The organism is Streptomyces sp. NPDC046939 (genome assembly GCF_040644575.1).
Taxonomy (GTDB): Bacteria; Actinomycetota; Actinomycetes; order Streptomycetales; family Streptomycetaceae; genus Streptomyces.
The window spans coordinates 51,895-70,574 of record NZ_JBEYWV010000002.1 but is presented as its reverse complement, the minus strand read 5'-3'; the positions used below and the strand labels follow the sequence as shown (position 1 = coordinate 70,574).

The window sequence follows — 18,680 nt, the reverse complement described above, 5'->3', positions numbered from 1 at the left end:
GCGCTTGGTAGCGTGCCCGCAACAGCTTGGGGGGTGCTGACATCACGTCATGGGCAACGAGGGGGAGCCGCTCCGGCTGTACAAGAAGGCGCTCGGGTACGCGCAGCGGGATCCTGAGGTCTTCCTCAGTACCGCGCGAAGGGCGGCCGAGGCGATCCTCATGGACGTAGCCGTACGGCAGGCCATCGGCTCCAAACCGACCCTCGAAGCCCTGCTGACCGTGCTCGGGACCAGCGCCGTCGTGCCGCCGAAGGTCGTCCTCGCGGTCCGCACCATCCAGAACTACGGCAACTTCGGCAGCCACGCGCACGGAGCGGACGGAGGTGAGATCTCCGCGGAGGACATCCAGCCGTGCCTCCAAGCCCTGACCCAGTTGGCCTCCTGGTACGCGAAGGAGACCGCGTCGCAGGCCGATGACGCCAGCAGGAACTGGCTGGCCGCCACGCCTCGCAGCCGGTGCACGACCCGCCTCGCGGACTCCACGCTCATAGTGGTCAAGGCGGTCCTGCTCGGCAGCGGCTTCGACCTGCTCGTGGAGCGTCGCGGCCACCGCGTCTCCCATCTCCAGCTCCCCTGGTCGGACAGCCTGGTGACGAGCGTGGCCGAGCGCATCCTCGACGTGGCTGTCTACAACGAGCAGCGCGTCCTGCGGATGGCCGAGCATGACGAAGCGGTCCGCTCCCACGTCGTCACCGTGGGCCGCGTCGGCTACTCGATGGGCGGCCACCACTTCTACCTCCTCGCGGCCCGCGCCGGCCGCTGGGGCGGTGTCACGGCCGAGGAGTTCCTGGCGGACCCGTCCGGCGCGCAGATCGCCGTGCCCCGGCAGAGCGACATGTTCGGCAACATCCTGTCGGCCCTGTCCACGGACGAGGCCGGGCTGCGGGACCTGGGCGTGCAGATCGTCGACGTACCGCACCATCTCGGTCTGGAGCTGTTCCAGCTCAACCCGGACATCCTCGCCGTGGGCGGGCAGAACCTGCGGATGCACGCCCGCGACGACGACCGGTACTTCGAACTGCTCGACTCGACAGCTCTGCCGCCGGCCGCCCAACGCCAGTTGCGGGCGGCCGCGTCCAATGTCCTCATCGCCAACAAGTCCTGGCTGCGAGAGGTGGAGATGGACGCCGACGAACTCCACCACGACCTGATGCGGACCTTCCACGGCCTGGCGTCCGACACCGACCGCTTCGAGGCGCTCGTGCGTGACCTCGTCGCCCACGCCAGTTTCCCGATCGACAACACGCCGGAGAGCCGGGAACGGCTGGTGCGGCACGTGCTCTTCGAGAGCTACCGGCTGGGGGAACCGTGACGGCTCCGCGCGTGCTCGTCGTCGGCGCGACCAACTTCGACATCATCATCCGCTCCGAGCGGCTGCCCGCCGAGCACGAGAAGCTCCGCGGCGGTGACTACGCTGCGGCCCCCGGCGGTTCGGCCGCCAACACGGCCATGGGCCTCGTCCGCGAAGGCTGCATGGTCCGCCTTGTGTCCGCGGTCGGCGGCGACCTGCCGGGCAGGCTCTGCCTGGACGAGTTGAGGGCGGGCGGCGTCGACACCTCCCTCGTCCGTACGGACACCGCGAACCGCACCGGAATGGCGGTCGTCTTCTCCGACTCCGACGGCAAACGCATGATGACGTTCGCGGGGGCGGACCGGGCCCAGGCGTTCGACGCCGTCACCGCGGACGACTTGCGGGACACGGACCACGTCCACCTTGTCGGTGAAGTGAGCCCCTCGCTGGTGCGGCTCCTCGGCCTCGCCGAGGACGCCGGGTGCTCCGTATCCGTCGAGTGGAACGGGCGCGACATGACGCCCCTCGGGCCGGGCCCCGCACTCCACTTCATGAACGCGGACGAGGCAGCGCGCCTGCCCTGCGTCGCCGGGAGCGATCCACGGACGACGGCGCGCGCGCTCTCGGCGTCGCTCGGGCGCCACGTGGTGGTCACGATGGGCGCGCACGGCGCCGTGTGGGCGACGCCCGACGGGACACTCTTCCACGAGGACACACGCCCCCTGGAGCCTGTGGACCGGACCGGCGGCGGGGACGCGTTCGACGCCGGCGTCATCGCCGCATGGCTCAGCGGCGCGGCCCCCGTAGCCTGTCTGCGCAGAGGACTCGACGCCGCATCGCACGTGATCATGAAGATTGGAGCACATCCATGACCAGGTGGCTGGGCGTAGCCCTGCTCCCCCGCGCCGACCATCTCCGGGCCGCGATCGATATACAGCGCGCCCTGGGCGCCGACCACGGGCTGCAGCCGCCCCTCACGCCGGACGGCAACCTGCCCCATGTGACCGTGTTCCAGGGGCCGTTCACCGACACCCTCGATCCGGCGCGAGACCTGGGGCGCATCGGAGCAGCCCTCAGCCTGCCCGCCGAGATCCACCTCGGGTTTACCGGCATCCACTACCAGCCGACGGGCTGGGTGTTCCTCGGCCTCACGCGGCCGTCCGTCCTCGACAAGCTCCAGGAGGAGACGCTCGCCGTCCTCACGCCGCACCTCGACCAGGCGGCGTTCGACACCTCCAAGGACACGTCGCGCTACACCGAGGCCGAACGGTCCAGCTACGCCCGCTACGGCTACCGCTACACCGGTGAGGCCTACGCCCCGCACATCACGTTGGGGCGCACCGACGAGCAGGCCGCCCGGACCATCGTCGACACCGCGCCCACGCGCGCGGAGGTCGGCGCGGACTGGGTCTTCGACCGGCTGAGCTTCTACGTCATGGGGGAGAACGGCGCCCACGCCCGCATCCTTGCGAAAAGGCCGTTGGACGCTTCGTGAACCGGAACCACCCGCTGCTTCCTGTGGCCGAGGAAGCCGCGACGACCGCGGCGCGATGGCTCGACCGTAAGGGCCGTCGCCTCTCGGCGAGGCGGTACAAGGCGTCGGGCGAGGAAGTCACCGACGCCGATGTCGGCGTCCAGACGCTGGTGACGGAGTTTCTGCGGGCGCGGACCCCGGACATCCCGCTGGTCGGCGAGGAGTCGGTCCAGGAGGGCGAGGCGGGGACCGACGGACGGGTACCCTCCCGCTGCTGGCTCCTCGATCCGATCGACGGGACGATGAACTTCACCCGCGGCGCACCGTTCTACTCCGTCTCCCTCGCGCTGGTGGAGGACGGAACGCCCGTTCTGGGCGTCATCAACGCGCCAGCGTTGAAGCGTCATTGGACCACGAGCGGCCCCTGCGCGCAGGACGGAACGCCTTCTGACGTCGGACACCTGCCGAACGCCGTCGTCGGGGTCACCGGCACGAGTTCCGGCGACCCCGGAACCACCCACGCCTTCCTCGGCCGACTGCACACCGACGCCTACCGCGTCCGTATGCAGGGCGCCATGAGCATGGACCTGGTCGGCGTCGCCGAGGGGTGGCTGGACGCCTGCGTGTGCCTCGGCCCGCAACCGTGGGACGTGGCCGCGGGCATCGCCCTCGTGGCGAGCCGGGGCGGGACCGTCCTCGGAGCGGACGGGGATGCGTTCACCTGGAACTCCCCTCTTCTGGTGGCCGGACCGAGGGAGCTGGCGCGCGAACTGATCGACCATTGGACGGCCACGGATGCGACCACCTGAGGAGGGCGCGTGCGCCTGCGCCGCGGTTCGGCCTGTGTGATCTACGAGGTCCGGCTGGCGAGATCCCCGTCCTGGAGTCCCGGCCCCCTCCCCGTGCGACTGCCGCGGCGACCGGACGTCGCCGGCCGGGAGCTGCGCCTCACATACTTCGAGTCGCGGCTGCAAGAGGTGCTCTACGGGGTCGATGGCCGGCCGGTGCGCTGGCACCGTCCCTTCCCCACGCCGGTGCCGCTCGCCGGGGCCCGCGTCCTCGGCGTCGAGATCCTGCGCATGCCGCTCGTGCGCGACGGGCTCGGCCTCGCCGTCCTCCACGTCGACCTGACCGACCCGGACTCACTGGGGTCGAGCCCGGTCCCTGCCCTGGAGCGGCTCTGTCGCCTCGCCACCTCGGGCGCACCGAGCGAGACGGACGGCGACGCGTTGCAGGCCCTGCTCCCGGCGGGGACGCGACTCGAGCGGACGAGCACGCGTGCCCGGACCCTGGCGCACGTGACGTTCGAGGGGCGGCCCGAGCCGATCATGTCCGCCCCCTACGCCGAATGGACGGCCGTGGACCAGTGGCTGTGGCTCCTGGCCTCGGCCTGCTCCGAGGAGCGCTTCGCCCCCGATCCCGAGGACCCTGCCGTCGCCTCGGGCACAGTGATCTTCTCCGCGGACTGGCGGTCCCTCGTCCTGCGGGAGGGCGCCGCCTTCGTGGGCATGACCGCCGACCCCGGCGACGACGGCTTCCACGCGCTCGCCGAGGCCCACGTACACAGCATCTACCTCGACGCCCTCCTCGTCGGCGCCATGCAGTTGTACGCGCTCAACGAGGTCGCGAACGCGGTGGCGAACACCCCCGCCGCGAAGCTCGACGCCGACACCCTCGCCGCGCTCGAGCACCGGCTCATGAACGTCCGGCGACGCCTGTGGTCCAGCCACATCACCGTGCGCGGCAAGGGCAACGAAGTGCTCCGGCAGTTCCAGGAGCAGCACGCGCTGCAGGCCCTGCTCGACAACATCATCAGCGAACTCGCCGACGCGGCGCGCCTCGTGGAGGCCATGACCAATCGCAGCGTCAATGCGGCTCTAGGCCTGCTGACCATCCTGGGCCTGCCGATCGGCGTCGCCTTCTCCGCCGCAGCCGTCTGGGGAGATCCCGGCCCCCGCCTCTTCCTCGTATCGGCCCTGGGCGCCGTGGCCGGTGCGGTGGTGATGGTCGCCGCCTTCCGCCCGGCGCGGCAGATGCTGCGGGCGTTGTTGCGGCGCGGGCGCGGGTGAGGCTCAAAGGGTGTGCGGCGTGTCCTTCTCGTCGAACGAGGCGAAGTACGCCGCCGCCATGTCCTCCTCCCCGTGCCCCTGTTCGGCCGCGCGGGTCAGGCGGGCCTCGCTCGCTTCTGCCACGTCGAGGCGGACGCCGTGCCTGCGGCCCGCCTCGACGATGAGGCGGGCGTCCTTCGCGGCGGTGGCGACGGCGAACTGCGGCGGGGTGAGGCGGTCCTCCAGGACGAGGCCCGCCTTGAGGCGCAGGTAGGGGAGGTCGAGGCCGCCGCCCGCGATGGCGTCGAAGAAGTGCTGCGGGTCGACGCCGAGGCCCTTGGAGAGGGCGAGAACCTCGCCGGCCGCGTTGGTGGCGGCCAGGACCCAGCTGTTGGCCACGAGCTTGAGGCGGGTCGCGGAGCCCGCCGCGCCGTCCTCGCCGGTCCACACCGTGCGGGCGCCGACCGCGTCGAAGACGGGCGTCACCGCGTCCCGGTACGCGCTCGGGCCCGCCGCGAGGACGAGCAGGTCGCCGGATTCGGCGGGCTGGCGGGTGCCGAGGACCGGCGCGTCGAAGAAGACGAGGCCGTGGGCGGTGGCGAAGTCGGCCAGGTCGCTCAGTCCGTCCAGGCCCGCCGTGGTCGACTGCATCCACGCGGTGCCCGGGCGCAGCCCGTCGGCGGCCTGGCGCATGACCTCCAGGGCGGCGGGCCCGTCGTAGAGCATCGTCAGGACGACGTCGGCGCCCGCGACCGCCTCGGCCGGGGTGCCGGCGACGTGCACGCCGTCCGCCGTCAGGGGTTCGGCCTTGTCGCGGCTGCGGTTCCAGGCGCGGACGGTGTGCCCGGCGCGCGCGATGTTCCGCGCCATCCCCGCGCCCATGATCCCGGTGCCCAGGACGCTCACGGTCAGGTCGTCGCTCATCTCTTCGTCCACTCCCTCGTCGGCCGACGGTCCGTCAGGGCGAGCTTAGGCTCGACCACCGATCCGGTGCGGGCGACGACCCGTTCCTGGCGTGGCTGCCGCTGTGCGGGCGGGGGACGCCGGGCGCACCATCTGCGCACACCTCTACGCGGCGACCCCGAGCCCGTCGAGCACCACGGCGTTCGGCAGCTCGGCGAGCGCCTTGCCGGGGACGATCAGCTTGCCCCTGCGGGTGCCGCTGCCGATGAGGACGTACGGGAGGTCGGTGACGGCCGCGTCCACCAGGACCGGCCAGTCGGCGGGGAGCCCGATGGGGGTGATGCCGCCGTACTCCATGCCGGTCGCGCCGACGGCGGTGTCCATCGCGGCGAACGAGGCCTTGCGCGCCCCCAGTTGGCGGCGCACGACGCCGTTGACGTCGACCCGGGTGGTGGAGAGGACGACGCACGCGGCGAGCGTGGTTTCGCCGCCGCGCTTGCCCGCGACGACCACGCAGTTGGCCGAGGTGGTGAGCAGCTCGGGCCCGTAGTGCTCGACGAAGGTGGCGGTGTCGGCCCACTCGGGGTCGGTGTCGACGTGGACCAGCTCCCGCGCGGGCACCGTGCCGCGCCAGTGCCGTACGGCGTCGGCGACGGGCCGGGTGAGCAGGTCCAGGGCGTCGGGGGCGGGGCGGGCGTCGTCGAAGGTGCCGAGGGGTGCGCGCATGGCGGCACGCTAACAGCCGGGGCGGGGACGGGTTCCGCGCGTCTCACGCTGCGAACGACGGCCCCGCTTCCGGCGCCTCAGCGTTCGAACGGGACCGAGACCGCCATGATCATGCGGGCCGGTACGTCGCCGTCGTTGCGGTACTCGTGGTCCACGTTCGCCTCGAAAGTGACGCTCGACCCCTCGGGGACGGTGTGCGCGGCGCCGTCCACGACCAGGGTCAGCTCGCCCTCGGTGACGTGGAGGAGTTCGACGGTGCCGCGCGGGTGCGGGTCGGAGCGGCTGCCGTCGCCGGGCTGGAGGAGCCAGTCCCACATCTCCAGGGGGCCGGGCGCCTCGGTGCCCGCGAGGAGGCGGTGGTAGCTGCCCGCGTCCGTGGACCACAGCCGGACCGCCTGCTCGGCGGGGACGATACGGACCTTGGGGCCCTGCTCGTAGTCGAGCAGGGTGGTGATGCTGATGCCGAGCGCGTCGCCGATCTTGACGACGGTGCCGATGCTCGGGTTGGTGCGGGCCTGCTCGATCTGGATGAGCATGCCGCGGCTGACGCCGGCCCGGGTGGCGAGCACGTCCAGGGTGAAGCCGCGCTCGGTCCGCCAGTGTTTGACGTTGCGGGCGAGGGACTGGGTCAGGAGGTCGAGGTCCGACACATTCCGTCCAATATGATGGATGACAGAGTTCAATGCATTGAACTACGGTGTGGTGCACCAAAGTGTTCAGCAAACTGTACTGCGAGGTCGTCAGTGGAAGCACAGTCCGCGCTCTTCGCCCTGGCCACGAGCGTGCTGTGGGGTCTGGCCGATTTCGGCGGCGGGCTGCTCACGCGACGCACGCCGGCGCTGACGGTCGTGGTCGTCTCGCAGTCCATCGCGGTGGTGGTGCTCGGCGCGATCGTCGTCGCGACGGGCGGATGGAGCGAGGCCGGGCCGCAGCTCTGGTTCGCCGTCGGCGCGGGCCTGGTGGGTCCGGTCGCCATGCTCGCCTTCTACAAGGCGCTGGCGCTCGGGCCGATGGGCGTCGTCTCCCCGCTCGGCTCGGTCGGCGTCGCCGTACCGGTCGGCGTCGGCCTGATCCTCGGGGAGCGCCCCGGGCTGCTCCAGGTCGCGGGCATCCTCGTAGCCGTGGCGGGGATCGTCCTGGCGGGCGGACCGCAGTTGCGGGGCGCCCCGGTCCAGCGCCAGGCGGTGCTGCTCACGCTCGTGGCCGCGTTCGGCTTCGGCGCGGTGATGGCCCTGATCTCGGAGGCGTCCACCACGCTGACCGGCCTCTTCCTCGCCCTGTTCGTGCAGCGCGTGACGAACGTGGCGGCGGGCGGCGCGGCCCTCTACGTCTCCGCCAAGCGCGGGGCGCCGGTGCTCCCGGCCGCATCCGAGGGCGGCGCCCGCCTGATCCGGCGCTCGCTCCCCGCGCTGGCCTTCGTCGGCCTGGCCGACGTCGCCGCCAACGGCACGTACTCGCTGGCCGCGCAGTCGGGCCCGGTGACAGTGGCGGCGGTCCTGGCCTCCCTCTACCCGGTGATCACGGCCCTGGCGGCACGCGGCTTCCTGTCGGAGCGCTTGCGCGGGGCCCAGGCGGCGGGAGCGGGCCTGGCCCTGCTCGGAACGGTGCTGCTGGCGGCGGGGTGAGCGGGGCCGGCCCCGGGAGCGGCCCCGGTCACGGCGCCCCGGTCCGGTCGCGACGACGCCGGGCGCGTCCCGCCCGCCACCGAGCGAGCGGCTTGAACGCGGATCAGTTACGGAACCGGTGCCCGGGCGAGCAGCCCAGGCACAGGCCAGATGCGATAGCGGCGCTGGCGCGAGCGACTTGGGCGCGGGTCAGATGCGGCAACGGCGCCCGCGCCAGCAGGCCCGGGCCAAAAACGGAAACGACGCCCGCGCCAGCACCCCAGCCCCGGTCAAATGCACGACACCCGCGCCAGTAGCCCAGGGCCGGTCAAATGCGGTAGCGGCGCAGGGCCGGTATTGCCAGGGCCAGTGACAGCATCAGGACCACGACCAGGAGGCCGCCCCCGGTGACCGCCGTGCGGGGGCCGAAGGCTGAGCCCGAGGCGCCGTGGAGGACGTCGGCGAGGCGCGGGCCGCCTGCGACGACGACGGTGAAGACACCTTGCATCCGGCCGCGCATCTCGTCGGTGGCCGCGGAGAGCAGGATCGCGCCGCGGAAGACCATCGAGACCATGTCCGCGATCCCGGCCACGGCGAGGAAGACGACCGCGAGCCACAGGTTGCGGCTCAGCCCGAACCCGGCGATGGCCGCGCCCCACGCCACGACCGCGCCGATCACCATCCACCCGTGCCGCCGCGCCCGCGAGAACGTGCCGGAGAACAGGCCGCCGACCACCGCCCCGATCGGGATGGCGGCGAACAGCAGGCCCAGGGCGAGCCCTTCCCCGTACGGGGCGTACGTCTCGGCGGCGAGCTCGGGGAACAGGGCGCGCGGCATGCCGAAGACCATCGCGATGATGTCGGCCAGGAACGAGAGCAGCAGGACCTTGCGCGCGGAGATGTAGCGGAAGCCCTCGGCTATCTCGCGCACGCCCGCGCGGCGCTTCGCCGTCGCGTCCAGGGGCGGCAGCGCCGGGAGCCGGTAGACCGCCCACACGGTGACGCACAGCGCGAGCGCGTCGATCAGATACAGCTCGGGCAGGCCGATGACCGGGATGAGGACACCGGCCAGGAGCGGGCCGACGACCTGGCCGGTCTGCATGACGGTCGAGCCGAGCGCGTTGGCGGCGGCCAGTTGCCCCTCGGGCACGAGCCGGGCGATGGAGGCGTTGCGCGCGGGGGCGTTGAGGCCCCAGAACGCCTGTTGCAGCGCGAGCAGCACCATGAGCACGCCGACCGAGTCGAGCCCGATGAGGGCCTGGACCCAGAAGAGCACCGACGTGACGGCGATGCCGCAGTTGGTGATCAGCAGGAGCTTGCGCCGGTCCATGGTGTCGGCGACCGCGCCACCCCACAGGGCGAACACGATGAGCGGGAGGAGCCCCGCCATGCTCGCGGCGCCGACCCACGCGGACGAGCCGGTGATGTCGAAGATCTGCTTGGGCACGGCGACGGCGGTGAGCTGGCTGCCCACGGCCGTGACGATGGTCGACGACCACAGCCGGCGGTAGGCGGGGATGCGCAGGGGACGCGTGTCCATGGCGAAGCGGCGCCATCCGCGCCGCTCCACCCCGGCCTCCCGCTGTCCGCCGCCGGTGCCGGTACCGCTGTCGCTGTCGGTGCTGCTCTCGCTGGTGTCCACGGAGTTCCTGGTTGCTCGTTACATCTTTCGAATCCAGGGTTCACTATCGCACCACACGGTTACGGCTCCTCGAGGTCGGCCAGAGCCAGCAACTGCTCCGGCGTCACCCCGGACGGGATCGGGCGCGGCGCGGGGGTGCGCAGGGGCGGCTGCCAGCCCGTCTCCGCGTCCCAGCTCCGGACGATCCGCGCGGGCGCCCCGGCCACCACCGCGTGGTCCGGCACCTCGCCGCGCACCACGGCCCCGGCCGCGACGACCACGTTCCGGCCGATCCGGGCGCCCGGCAGGATCACCGCGCCGGTGCCGATCCAGCAGCCGGGCCCGATCTCCACCGGCTCCATGCGGGGCCACTGCCGCCCGATGGGCTCGTGCGGGTCGTCGTAGGAGTGATTGGTGGAGGTGATGTAGACGTACGGGCCCATGTACACGTCGCGGCCGATGGTGACCGTCGTGTCCGCGATGACGTGGCTGCCGCGTCCGACGACGACACCGTCACCGAGGGTCAGGATGGGGTCGGGCCCGAGGTCGAGGTCGGGCATGAGCCCGGCGGTCAGCGTGACCTGCTCGCCGATGATGCAGTGGGCCCCGAGCCGGATCCAGGGTTCCCCGAACACGGTCCCTTGCGGGAAGGCCAGCTTCGTCCCGTGCCCGATCGCGCCGAACCGGTGCCCGCCGGGGCGCTCCGCGGTGACCGCGCCCGCGCGCTGCGCCCAGCGCCAGCCCGCCTGGACGGCGCGGTGGGCGAGACCGCCCCTGGCGGACCGCCCACGCGGCGAGAACACGTTCCACTGCTTCGGCACGGCGCCACGTTACTCACCCGTACCGTCCGTCCCCACCTCGCCGAGCTGTGATCTTCACCCCACGGGTACGGTTCGCCCAGGCGCGACAGCACACGACGCACACGAGGAGCGGCAGGCGATGGGAAGCACGGGCCACGAGGCACTCGTCACCGGGATCGGCGGGAAGGAACCGGCGGTGGACGCGGAGGCGTTCACGGCGCCGACGTCCGTCGTCATCGGCGAGGTGACGCTGCGCGCGGGCGCGAGCGTCTGGTACGGGGCGGTGCTGCGCGCGGACGCAGGACCCATCGAGATCGGCGCCGACAGCAACATCCAGGACAACTGCACGGTCCATGTCGACCCGGGCTTCCCGGTGACGGTCGGCGAGCGCGTCTCCGTCGGGCACAACGCGGTCCTGCACGGCTGCACCGTCGAGGACGACTGCCTGGTCGGCATGGGCGCGACCGTCCTCAACGGCGCGGTGATCGGCAGGGGCTCCCTGGTCGCGGCGCAGGCGCTGGTCCCGCAGGGCATGGTCGTCCCGCCCGGTTCCCTGGTCGCGGGCGTCCCCGCCAAGGTCCGGCGGGAACTGACCGAGGAGGAGCGCGAGGGCCTCACCCTCAACGGCACGTTCTACGTGGAGCTGGCCAAGGCCCACCGGGCGGCCCACGCCTGACCCTGTCGAGCGGGTGTCACTCCCCGGCCGGGACCGCTTCCGGCTCGGCCGGGGGCTTCTCCGCGGCGACCTTGGCCGCGCGCCGCTTCATGAACAGCATCGAGCCGAGCCCGAACAGGACGGCCAGGCCGAGACCCACGTACGAGAACCGCTTCAGCCAGTCCTCGGCGACGATGCCCAGGTAGTAGATGACGGCGGTCGTGCCGCCGGCCCAGACGATGCCGCCGAGGACGTTGGCGATCAGGAAGCGCCAGTACGGCATGTGCAGGACGCCCGCGAGCGGACCGGCGAAGATGCGGAGCAGCGCGATGAAGCGGCCGACGAAGACGGCCCACATGCCCCACTTGTCGAAGGACCGCTCCGCCGTGGCGATGTGGGCGGGCCCGAAGTGCTTGGGGAACTTGCGGCCCAGCTTGGCGAGGAGCGGCCGGCCGCCCTTGCGCCCGATCGCGTACCCGATGGAGTCGCCGACGACGGCGCCGGCCGTGGCGCAGATGCCGAGGATGACGGGGTTGACCTCGCCGTGCTGCGAGGACAGCAGCGCGGCCGAGACGAGGACGATCTCGCCGGGCAGCGGAATGCCCAGGCTCTCGAGGCCGATGACCCCGGCCACCAGCGCGTAGATCGCGACCGCCGGAATCGTGTCGAGCCATTCCTGGACGTGCAACGCGGTCGCCTCCCGTACCCGAAAAACCGTGTGACCGGCGTGCGCTCCCCCGCGGGCCGCGCACGCCGGGCAGCCTACCTGTTCCCTATGACGCGTCGGAGTCCGGAAAGGTGCATCGGGCCGGCGGTGAGAAAGAGCGGCGAGAAAGAGCGCGGACGTGGCAGAGCCCCGCCGTCTGTTCGGCGGGGCTCTGCGGGCGGGTGGTGCGGGCAGCGAGGGCGCGGCCTACTTCTGCTCGTCGCCGAACTGGTCCCTCAGCCTGTCCTGACCCATGTCGACCTGCTTGCTGTACTTGCCCTGGGTCCTGTCGTCCACGTAGTCACCGGCCTTGTCGACGCCCTTGCCGGCCTGGTCCTCGTGGCCCTTCAACATCTGCTTGAGCTTGTCCATCACGGACATGGTCGGCCTCCTCGGTTCGAGCCGTTGCCTCCAGCATGGGGGCTCACCCGGATCGCCGCATCCGCAGAGCTAGCTGTTGGGGCGCAGGGTCCAGACGACGGTCATCTCGCCCGTGACGGCGCCGTCCTCCCGCTGGATCGCGACGGCCACCGGGAACTCGGGGCGCTCCCCCGCGTCGAGCTGCGCGACCACCTCGGCGGCCGGGCGGCCGAGGGTCGCCGTGGCGGTGACCCGGCCCATGGCCAGTTTCTTGTAGGCGATCTCGGCGCTGACGGCCAGCGGCACGGCCCGCGAGAGCTGGTCCCCGAAGGCGGCGAGGACGACGGCGCCGCTCGCGGACTCGGCGAGCGTGAACATCGCGCCGGCGTGCGGGCCGCCGACGTGGTTGTGGTACTCAGCCTGGTCGGGCAGGGCGACGACCGCCTTCTCCGGGGTGGTCTCCAGGAAGTCGAGGTTCAGGGTCCGGGCCATCGGCACGGTCGCGGCGAGCATCTCGCCGACGGACATCTGGTCTGCGCTCATGACCCGCATGTTACCGGTCGGTAGCAAGCTTGGCCATCCTCTCCGGTGGCGCGAAACCGTTGCACGTCCGGTACCGTGCGCGGACCTCACGCACCCCGGGACCCTCTATCGTTTACGGCCATGTGGCCAGGACAGCAGCCGCCCGGGGGCGAGCAGAACCCGCAGGACCCGAACCAGCCGAACCACCCCGGCAGCCCGCCGGCGCCCAACCCGTACCAGCAGCCCGGCTATCAGCAGCCGAACCCCTATCAGCAGCCGGGGTACCAGCAGCCGAACCCGTACCAGCAGCCGACGCAGCCGGGGTGGAACGCGCCGACGACGCCGATCGGTCCGCCGCAGGCGCCGCACCAGGGCGGCGGCCCGGGCAAGGGCGACAACCGGACGAAGATCGTCGCGATCGTCGCCGCGGCGGCCGTCGTGGTCGCGGCCGGGGTGACCGGCTTCCTGGTCCTCGGCGGGGACAAGGACGACGAGGCCAAGAACGGCAAGGACGGCGACAAGAAGAACCCCGCCGCCTCGCAGTCCGCGAGCCCGTCGCCGAGCGCGTCGGCCTCCGAGACGGGCGGCGGCAACCCGCGCGGCTCCGACGCCGCCGTGCAGCCGGTCGTCGCCGGGTGGCAGCCCGTGGTGAACGCCAAGCACAAGACGGTCTTCGACGTCCCGCCGGACTGGGAGGTCAGCCCCGGCGGCTCGGACCAGATCATCGGGTTCGAGTACGACTACAAGGACAAGAAGGGCAAGAAGCAGCACGGCATGACCACCGTGTCGGCCCCCGCCGAGTTCAAGTCCAAGTGGTGCTCCGACGACTCCGACAAGGACGGGCGCAAGGAGGACACCTCCCTCGCCGGTGCGGGCACGCGTGGTGAGGACGGTGCGAAGAGCGCCGCGCAGGCCGCCGAGAACCGGGTGCCGTGGTGGATCTACGGCGGATACACCGAGCCGGACCTGAAGTCGGTGAAGATGGGCAAGGCGCGGGACTTCACCAACGGCCAGGGCATCAAGGGCAGCCTCATCAAGGCGACCTCGGAGAACACGCCGCAGAAGGGCAAGTGCGCCAGCGACGGCAAGGCGGTCGTCTTCGCCTTCCAGAATGAGTCGGGCGACTTCGTCTCCTTCGACCTGTGGGGGGCCAAGGGCGTCAAGGACGAGCTGGACGACGCGACGATCGACAAGATCCTCGGCTCGGTCCGCTACTACAAGGATCCGACCGTCTCCTGACCCGACCGTCTCCTGGCCTGCCGCCCCCGGCCCTGTGAGCCCCCTGGCCGGGGAAACGGTTTGGCAGATGAGGTGTGCGGCGGCGATAGTCCCTCAGTGACCTCCGCCGCCGCCTCCCCGCCTTCTTCACCTTCCTCGCCTTCTTCGCCTTCCTCGCCCGAGCGTCCGCGCCGTCGCCGCCCCGCGTGGGCCGGGCGGAACTACACGCTCCTCGCCGTCGCCTCGTTCATCACGACGCTCGGCGCGCACGGAGCGCTGATCGCGTCCACGTTCGCGGTCCTGGAGGCAGGCGGCGACGGCGGCGACGTGGGTCTGGTGGCCGCCGCGCGCACCCTCTTCCTCGTGGTGTTCCTGCTGGTCGGCGGCGCGGTCGCGGACCGGTTCCCGCGCCACCACGTGATGGTCGCGGCCAACGCGCTCAACTTCCTGTCTCAAGGCGCCTTCGCGCTCCTCGTGCTCCACGGCGAGCCGCGGCTCTGGCAGATGCTGGCGCTCAGCGCGCTCGGCGGCACGGGGCAGGCGTTCTTCAACCCGGCGGCCGAGGGCATGCTCATGGCGTCGGTCTCCGGGGAGCAGGCGAGCCGCGCCTTCGCCCTGTTCCGCATGGGGATGTCCGGCGCGGCGGTGGGCGGCGCCGCGCTCGGCGGGGCGATGGTCGCGGCGATCGGGCCCGGCTGGGTGCTGGCCTTCGACGCGGCGGCGTTCGCGGTCGCGGGCGGTCTGCGGATGTTCCTGGACGTCGGCCACATCGCGCCGCGCGTCCCGGGCAGCGGGCTGCTCGCGGACATGCGGGACGGCTGGAAGGAGTTCACCGGGCGGCCCTGGCTGTGGACGATCGTCGCCCAGTTCTCGGTGGTCGTCGCGGTGGTGGGCGCGGCCGAGTCGGTGTTCGGGCCGCTGGTCGCGCGCGACGAGCTGGGCGGGGCCGGGCCCTGGGGCATCGCGCTCGGCGCGTTCGGCGTCGGCACGGTCCTCGGCGGGCTGCTGATGATGCGCTGGAAGCCGCGGCGGCTGCTGTTCGCCGCGACGCTGTCGGTGTTCTCGCTCGCCCTGCCCTCGGCCGCGCTGGCGATTCCCGTGCCGCTCGGTGTCCTGATCGCCGTGATGTTCGTCAGCGGCGTCACGATCGAGATCTTCGGCGTCTCCTGGATCACCGCCCTGCACCAGGAGATCCCCGAGGACAAGCTCTCGCGCGTCTCGGCCTACGACTGGTTCGGCTCGGTGGCGATGGTGCCGCTGGCCACGGCGCTCGCGGGCCCCGCCGAGTCGGCGTTCGGCCGCACGCCGTCGTTGTGGGGGTGCGCGGCGCTCGTCGTCCTCGCGACGTCGGCGGTGCTGTTCGTGCCGGACGTACGCAATCTGCGGCGCCGTGTCACGACGGATGTAGTGGCGTCCGGCGTCTCCGGGGACGACGCCGTGAAGGAGTCGGACCTCACCCCACGCTGAACGAGCCGCCCGGTGGCTCCGGTGACGGCACCGCGTCCGCGTCCGTCACGGGCCGCGCGTCGCCGATGAAGCGACGCAATCCGTCGCCGTGCTCGACGCGGGCGGGGAACGCGTCGCAGGCGGTGCGGCGGGCCAGCTCCGCCACGTCGAGCTCGCGGTGGGAGGCGACGAGCACGGCGTTGCCGAACCGGCGGCCGCGCAGCACACCGGGCTCCGCGATCAGCGCGAGGTGTGCGAACACGGCCCCGAAGGTGGCCAGCTGGGAGCGCAGGAAGGCGAACGGGGCCCCGTCCGCGAGGTTGGCCGCGTAGGTGCCGCCCGGCCGCAGCACACGGTCCGCCTCGCGTGCGTACGCCTCGGTCGTCAGATGCGCGGGCACCCGCGAGCCGCCGAACACATCGGCCACGAGGACGTCCGCCGACCGGTCCGGCGCGCCCGCCAGCCATGTCCGGGCGTCCGCGGAGTGCACGGAGATGTCCGCCCCCTCCGGCAACGGCAGGTGCTCGGCGACCAGGTCGAGCAGCGCCCGGTCCGCGTCGACGACGTGCTGCCGCGACCCCGGCCGCGTCGCGGCGACGTACCGGGCCAGGGTGCACGCGCCGCCGCCCAGGTGCAGCACGTCGAGGGCGCGCCCCTCGGGCGTCGCGCGGTCGAGGACGTGGCCGAGCCGTCGGGCGTACTCGAACTCCAGGTGGGCCGGTTCGTCGAGGTCGACGTAGGACTGCGGCGCCCCGTCCACGGTGAGCAGCCACGCGCGCCGCCGGTCCACGTCGGGCATCAGCTTGGCGGTGCCGTGGTCGACGGGGCGGGTGACGGGTATGGGCTCGTCCGGTTCGGGGCCCGGCGCGGGGTTGTCCTCGTTCACGGGCCCATTGTGCCGGGCCCGTCCGGAACTCCGGCCCCTCGGTCCGGCCGGGGCCAGGGTTTGAAGAGACTCTCAGTCGGCGGCCCACACGCGTCGTACCGCCTCCGCGTGTGCCGCCGCCTGGCGGAGGCCCGCGCGGGCGGCCGGGGCGCGGCGCTTCGGGTCCAGGCTGTTCACGCCGAAGGCGCGGCGCGCCGCGCGGTCCGGGGTGACCAGGGCGACCCGCGCGCCCGCCGCCGCGAGCCGGGCGGCCTGGGCCCGGGCCGGGCGCAGGACGCCCCCGCCGGCGCCGATCGGGGCGAGGACGACGACCCGCGCGTGCTCCTCGGCGAGGTGGGCGTTGGCCGGGGAGCGCATCCCGCCGTCGATCCAGCGGGCGCCCCCGATGGTCACCGGGGGCCACACGCCGGGGACGGCGCAGCTCGCGGCGACGGCGTCCACCAGCCCCACGCCGTCCTTCCCGTCGAAGACGCGGAACTGCCCCGTCCGCGCCTGCACCGCCGTGATCAGCAGGCGCCGCGCCGGCCAGTCGTGCGCGACGAGCCGCCCGGCGATCACGGCACGGCGCGCCGCCTCGTCGGGGGTGCGTGCGGTCAGGGCGAGGCGGCCGAGCCTGCGCCCGTACGCCTCGGCGGTGCGGGAGGTGAGCGCGGCGTGGGCGAAGCGCAGCAGGAGGCCGGCGCCGAGCGCGCCGGGCGTCTCCTCGGAGTGGGGCGCGAGTTGACGTGCGTAGAGCGCTGCCGGGTCGAGCTTGCCGGAGGTGAGCTGCGCGCCGACGATCGCCCCCGCCGATGTGCCGATCACGGTGTCGGCGTCGCTCAGGTCGACGCCCGCCTCCGCGAGCCCGTGCAGCATGCCGCAGAGCCAGCCCACGCCCGCGACGCCACCACTGCCGAGTACGAGTGCCCTGCCCGCCACCGTGACCTCCCTCGCGCGCCGGTGCGTCGCGCCCAGTGTGGCGTACGGGTGGTGCGGCCGGGACCCGGCCGCACCACCCTCTTCACCCGACGCTCGTCACCGTCCCCGCGCCGACGGTCCTGCCGCCCTCGCGGATCGCGAAGCCGAGCCCGGGCTCAAGGGGCACGTCACGGCCGAGCGCGACCGTCATGGTGAGGGTGTCACCGGGGCGGGCGACCGCCGCGTCACCGAGGTCGATGTCCCCGACGACGTCGGCCGTGCGCAGGTAGAACTGCGGCCGGTAGCCGGTGGTGACCGGCGTGGTGCGGCCGCCCTCCGCCGCCGAGAGGACGTACACCCGCGCGGTGAAGCGCCGGGCGGGCCGGACGCTGCCGGGCTCGGCGACGACGTGGCCGCGCCGCACCGCGTCGCGGGCGACCCCGCGCAGCAGCAGCGCCACGTTGTCCCCGGCCTGCGCCTCGTCCATCGGCTTGCCGAAGGTTTCCAGGCCGGTGACGACGGTCTCCGTGTCCTTGCCGGGCTCGGCGCCGTACAGACGGACGCGGTCGCCGAGGCGGACGCGTCCGCGCTCCACGGCGCCGGTGACGACGGTGCCGCGCCCGCTGATCGTCAGCACGTTCTCGACCGGCAGCAGGAACGGCGCGTCCACGTACCGCTCCGGCATGGGCACATACGTGTCCACCGCGTCGAGCAGCGCCTCGATCGACGCCGTCCACCGCGGGTCGCCCTCCAGCGCCTTGAGTCCGGAGACCCGGACGACGGGCACGGAGTCGCCGCCGTAGCCGTGCGCGGTGAGCAGCTCGCGCACCTCCAGCTCGACGAGGTCGGTCAGCTCGGGGTCGCCCGCGTCGGCCTTGTTGAGGGCCACGACGATGTGGTCGACGCCCACCTGCCGCGCGAGCAGTACGTGTTCGGCGGTCTGCGGCATGATCCCGTCGAGCGCGGAGACGACGAGGATCGCCCCGTCGAGCTGGGCCGCGCCCGTGACCATGTTCTTGATGTAGTCGGCGTGGCCCGGCATGTCCACGTGGGCGTAGTGCCGGGTGTCGGTCTCGTACTCGACGTGCGCGATGTTGATGGTGATGCCGCGCTGCGCCTCCTCCGGCGCCTTGTCGATCCGGTCGAAGGGCACGAAGGTGCTCGCGCCGCGGGCGGCGAGGACCTTGGTGATGGCGGCGGTCAGGGTGGTCTTGCCGTGGTCGACGTGGCCCATGGTGCCGATGTTCAGGTGCGGCTTGGTGCGCACGTATGCCGTCTTGGGCATGGCTGGGGTGGTTCCTTCCGGAACGTCCGGTTCACGGCGCGTCGGGTGTGCGCTGCGTGCTCGGATGAGTGAGGGCCTCACGCGCGTGCGGGAGGCGGGGACCCCTGAACCGGGCCGACCCTCCCCCTGCGGGGTCCGCCGGAATGTCCGGAGAGGGTCAGCTTCGCGCGCCGTCGACGGCCGCTGCGAGGAAGACGGCAGCCTGAGCAGCGTCCACGACTGCGGACGGAGCTGCGAG

20 protein-coding genes are annotated in these 18,680 nt (G+C 72.7%); 9 read left to right on the top strand and 11 right to left on the bottom strand.

Going from position 1 to position 18,680, the window contains the following annotated elements; translation table 11 throughout:
- Window positions 1-49: 49 nt before the first annotated feature.
- Genes ABZ877_RS02605 through ABZ877_RS02585 form a run of 5 tightly spaced genes read left to right on the top strand, consistent with a single transcriptional unit; the run spans window position 50 to window position 4,834 of the window.
- Entirely contained in the window at window positions 50-1,312 is a 1,263-nt protein-coding gene (locus ABZ877_RS02605) for a DUF4145 domain-containing protein (RefSeq protein WP_361063108.1), read from the top strand.
- Entirely contained in the window at window positions 1,309-2,163 is an 855-nt protein-coding gene (locus tag ABZ877_RS02600; protein ID WP_361063105.1) for a carbohydrate kinase family protein, read from the top strand. Before ABZ877_RS02605 ends, ABZ877_RS02600 begins: the two co-directional genes overlap by 4 nt.
- The gene (locus ABZ877_RS02595) at window positions 2,160-2,786 is read left to right on the top strand and encodes a 2'-5' RNA ligase family protein (RefSeq protein ID WP_361063102.1); all 627 of its coding nucleotides are present in this window, start codon (window positions 2,160-2,162) and stop codon (window positions 2,784-2,786) included. The genes ABZ877_RS02600 and ABZ877_RS02595 overlap by 4 nt, the downstream gene beginning before the upstream one ends.
- Window positions 2,783-3,574, top strand: a complete 792-nt coding sequence (locus ABZ877_RS02590) for an inositol monophosphatase family protein (protein WP_361063099.1) — start codon at window positions 2,783-2,785, stop codon at window positions 3,572-3,574. Before ABZ877_RS02595 ends, ABZ877_RS02590 begins: the two co-directional genes overlap by 4 nt.
- A 9-nt stretch (window positions 3,575-3,583) precedes the next feature.
- Window positions 3,584-4,834: a hypothetical protein gene (locus tag ABZ877_RS02585; RefSeq protein WP_361063096.1), complete on the top strand. Its 1,251-nt coding sequence runs from the start codon at window positions 3,584-3,586 to the stop codon at window positions 4,832-4,834.
- 3 nt (window positions 4,835-4,837) lie between these two features.
- Here ABZ877_RS02585 and ABZ877_RS02580 read toward each other — a convergent pair whose 3' ends face one another.
- The 3 genes from ABZ877_RS02580 to ABZ877_RS02570 all read right to left on the bottom strand — a co-directional run bounded on the left by ABZ877_RS02580 (window position 4,838) and on the right by ABZ877_RS02570 (window position 7,092).
- Complete coding sequence (locus tag ABZ877_RS02580) at window positions 4,838-5,737, bottom strand: NAD(P)-dependent oxidoreductase (RefSeq protein WP_361063093.1); 900 nt, start codon at window positions 5,735-5,737, stop codon at window positions 4,838-4,840.
- Between the two features lie 144 nt (window positions 5,738-5,881).
- Complete coding sequence (locus ABZ877_RS02575; protein ID WP_361063090.1) at window positions 5,882-6,442, bottom strand: YbaK/EbsC family protein; 561 nt, start codon at window positions 6,440-6,442, stop codon at window positions 5,882-5,884.
- A gap of 77 nt (window positions 6,443-6,519) precedes the next feature.
- Entirely contained in the window at window positions 6,520-7,092 is a 573-nt protein-coding gene (locus tag ABZ877_RS02570; protein WP_361063087.1) for an XRE family transcriptional regulator, read from the bottom strand.
- A gap of 93 nt (window positions 7,093-7,185) precedes the next feature.
- On the opposite strand from ABZ877_RS02570, the gene ABZ877_RS02565 reads away from it, so the two are divergent.
- A complete protein-coding gene (locus ABZ877_RS02565; RefSeq protein ID WP_361063085.1) occupies window positions 7,186-8,067 on the top strand; it encodes an EamA family transporter in 882 nt (293 codons plus the stop codon).
- Window positions 8,068-8,374: 307 nt separating this feature from the next.
- Here ABZ877_RS02565 and ABZ877_RS02560 read toward each other — a convergent pair whose 3' ends face one another.
- Both ABZ877_RS02560 and ABZ877_RS02555 read right to left on the bottom strand, forming a co-directional pair.
- Window positions 8,375-9,616: an MFS transporter gene (locus ABZ877_RS02560; protein ID WP_361063853.1), complete on the bottom strand. Its 1,242-nt coding sequence runs from the start codon at window positions 9,614-9,616 to the stop codon at window positions 8,375-8,377.
- 131 nt (window positions 9,617-9,747) lie between these two features.
- Window positions 9,748-10,488: an acyltransferase gene (locus ABZ877_RS02555; RefSeq protein ID WP_361063081.1), complete on the bottom strand. Its 741-nt coding sequence runs from the start codon at window positions 10,486-10,488 to the stop codon at window positions 9,748-9,750.
- Window positions 10,489-10,606: 118 nt separating this feature from the next.
- On the opposite strand from ABZ877_RS02555, the gene ABZ877_RS02550 reads away from it, so the two are divergent.
- On the top strand, window positions 10,607-11,143 hold the full coding sequence (locus tag ABZ877_RS02550; RefSeq protein WP_361063078.1) for a gamma carbonic anhydrase family protein: 537 nt from the start codon (window positions 10,607-10,609) through the stop codon (window positions 11,141-11,143).
- Window positions 11,144-11,159: 16 nt separating this feature from the next.
- Here the strand turns inward: ABZ877_RS02550 and ABZ877_RS02545 are convergent, their stop codons facing one another.
- The 3 genes from ABZ877_RS02545 to ABZ877_RS02535 all read right to left on the bottom strand — a co-directional run bounded on the left by ABZ877_RS02545 (window position 11,160) and on the right by ABZ877_RS02535 (window position 12,731).
- The gene (locus ABZ877_RS02545) at window positions 11,160-11,810 is read right to left on the bottom strand and encodes a DedA family protein (RefSeq protein ID WP_361063075.1); all 651 of its coding nucleotides are present in this window, start codon (window positions 11,808-11,810) and stop codon (window positions 11,160-11,162) included.
- A gap of 225 nt (window positions 11,811-12,035) precedes the next feature.
- Entirely contained in the window at window positions 12,036-12,209 is a 174-nt protein-coding gene (locus ABZ877_RS02540; RefSeq protein WP_361063072.1) for an antitoxin, read from the bottom strand.
- Window positions 12,210-12,278: 69 nt separating this feature from the next.
- A complete protein-coding gene (locus ABZ877_RS02535) occupies window positions 12,279-12,731 on the bottom strand; it encodes a DUF4442 domain-containing protein (protein WP_361063068.1) in 453 nt (150 codons plus the stop codon).
- Between the two features lie 120 nt (window positions 12,732-12,851).
- On the opposite strand from ABZ877_RS02535, the gene ABZ877_RS02530 reads away from it, so the two are divergent.
- A complete protein-coding gene (locus ABZ877_RS02530) occupies window positions 12,852-13,949 on the top strand; it encodes a hypothetical protein (protein ID WP_361063065.1) in 1,098 nt (365 codons plus the stop codon).
- A 96-nt stretch (window positions 13,950-14,045) separates the two neighbouring features.
- The gene (locus ABZ877_RS02525; RefSeq protein WP_361063062.1) at window positions 14,046-15,395 is read left to right on the top strand and encodes an MFS transporter; all 1,350 of its coding nucleotides are present in this window, start codon (window positions 14,046-14,048) and stop codon (window positions 15,393-15,395) included.
- Here ABZ877_RS02525 and ABZ877_RS02520 read toward each other — a convergent pair.
- From ABZ877_RS02520 to tuf, 3 genes are all read right to left on the bottom strand, one after another.
- Entirely contained in the window at window positions 15,382-16,173 is a 792-nt protein-coding gene (locus ABZ877_RS02520) for a fused MFS/spermidine synthase (RefSeq protein WP_361063850.1), read from the bottom strand. The two genes, ABZ877_RS02525 and ABZ877_RS02520, sit on opposite strands and share 14 nt — an antisense overlap.
- A 159-nt stretch (window positions 16,174-16,332) precedes the next feature.
- Entirely contained in the window at window positions 16,333-17,178 is an 846-nt protein-coding gene (locus ABZ877_RS02515; protein WP_361063059.1) for a patatin-like phospholipase family protein, read from the bottom strand.
- A gap of 82 nt (window positions 17,179-17,260) precedes the next feature.
- Window positions 17,261-18,442 carry an elongation factor Tu gene (gene tuf, locus ABZ877_RS02510; RefSeq protein WP_361063056.1) on the bottom strand — a complete coding sequence of 394 codons (1,182 nt, stop codon included), beginning with the start codon at window positions 18,440-18,442 and terminating at the stop codon, window positions 17,261-17,263.
- Window positions 18,443-18,680: the final 238 nt, after the last annotated feature.

Excerpts from the sequence above, each read along its gene's own strand:
- ABZ877_RS02580 (WP_361063093.1), bottom strand. The coding sequence starts at position 5,737 with ATGAGCGACGACCTGACCGTGAGCGTCCTGGGCACCGGGATCATGGGC.
- tuf (WP_361063056.1), bottom strand. The coding sequence starts at position 18,442 with ATGCCCAAGACGGCATACGTGCGCACCAAGCCGCACCTGAACATCGGC.
- ABZ877_RS02595 (WP_361063102.1), top strand. The coding sequence starts at position 2,160 with ATGACCAGGTGGCTGGGCGTAGCCCTGCTCCCCCGCGCCGACCATCTC.
- ABZ877_RS02535 (WP_361063068.1), bottom strand. The coding sequence starts at position 12,731 with ATGAGCGCAGACCAGATGTCCGTCGGCGAGATGCTCGCCGCGACCGTG.
- ABZ877_RS02530 (WP_361063065.1), top strand. The coding sequence starts at position 12,852 with ATGTGGCCAGGACAGCAGCCGCCCGGGGGCGAGCAGAACCCGCAGGAC.
- ABZ877_RS02605 (WP_361063108.1), top strand. The coding sequence starts at position 50 with ATGGGCAACGAGGGGGAGCCGCTCCGGCTGTACAAGAAGGCGCTCGGG.
- ABZ877_RS02540 (WP_361063072.1), bottom strand. The coding sequence starts at position 12,209 with ATGTCCGTGATGGACAAGCTCAAGCAGATGTTGAAGGGCCACGAGGAC.
- ABZ877_RS02550 (WP_361063078.1), top strand. The coding sequence starts at position 10,607 with ATGGGAAGCACGGGCCACGAGGCACTCGTCACCGGGATCGGCGGGAAG.
- ABZ877_RS02520 (WP_361063850.1), bottom strand. The coding sequence starts at position 16,173 with ATGCCCGACGTGGACCGGCGGCGCGCGTGGCTGCTCACCGTGGACGGG.
- ABZ877_RS02575 (WP_361063090.1), bottom strand. The coding sequence starts at position 6,442 with ATGCGCGCACCCCTCGGCACCTTCGACGACGCCCGCCCCGCCCCCGAC.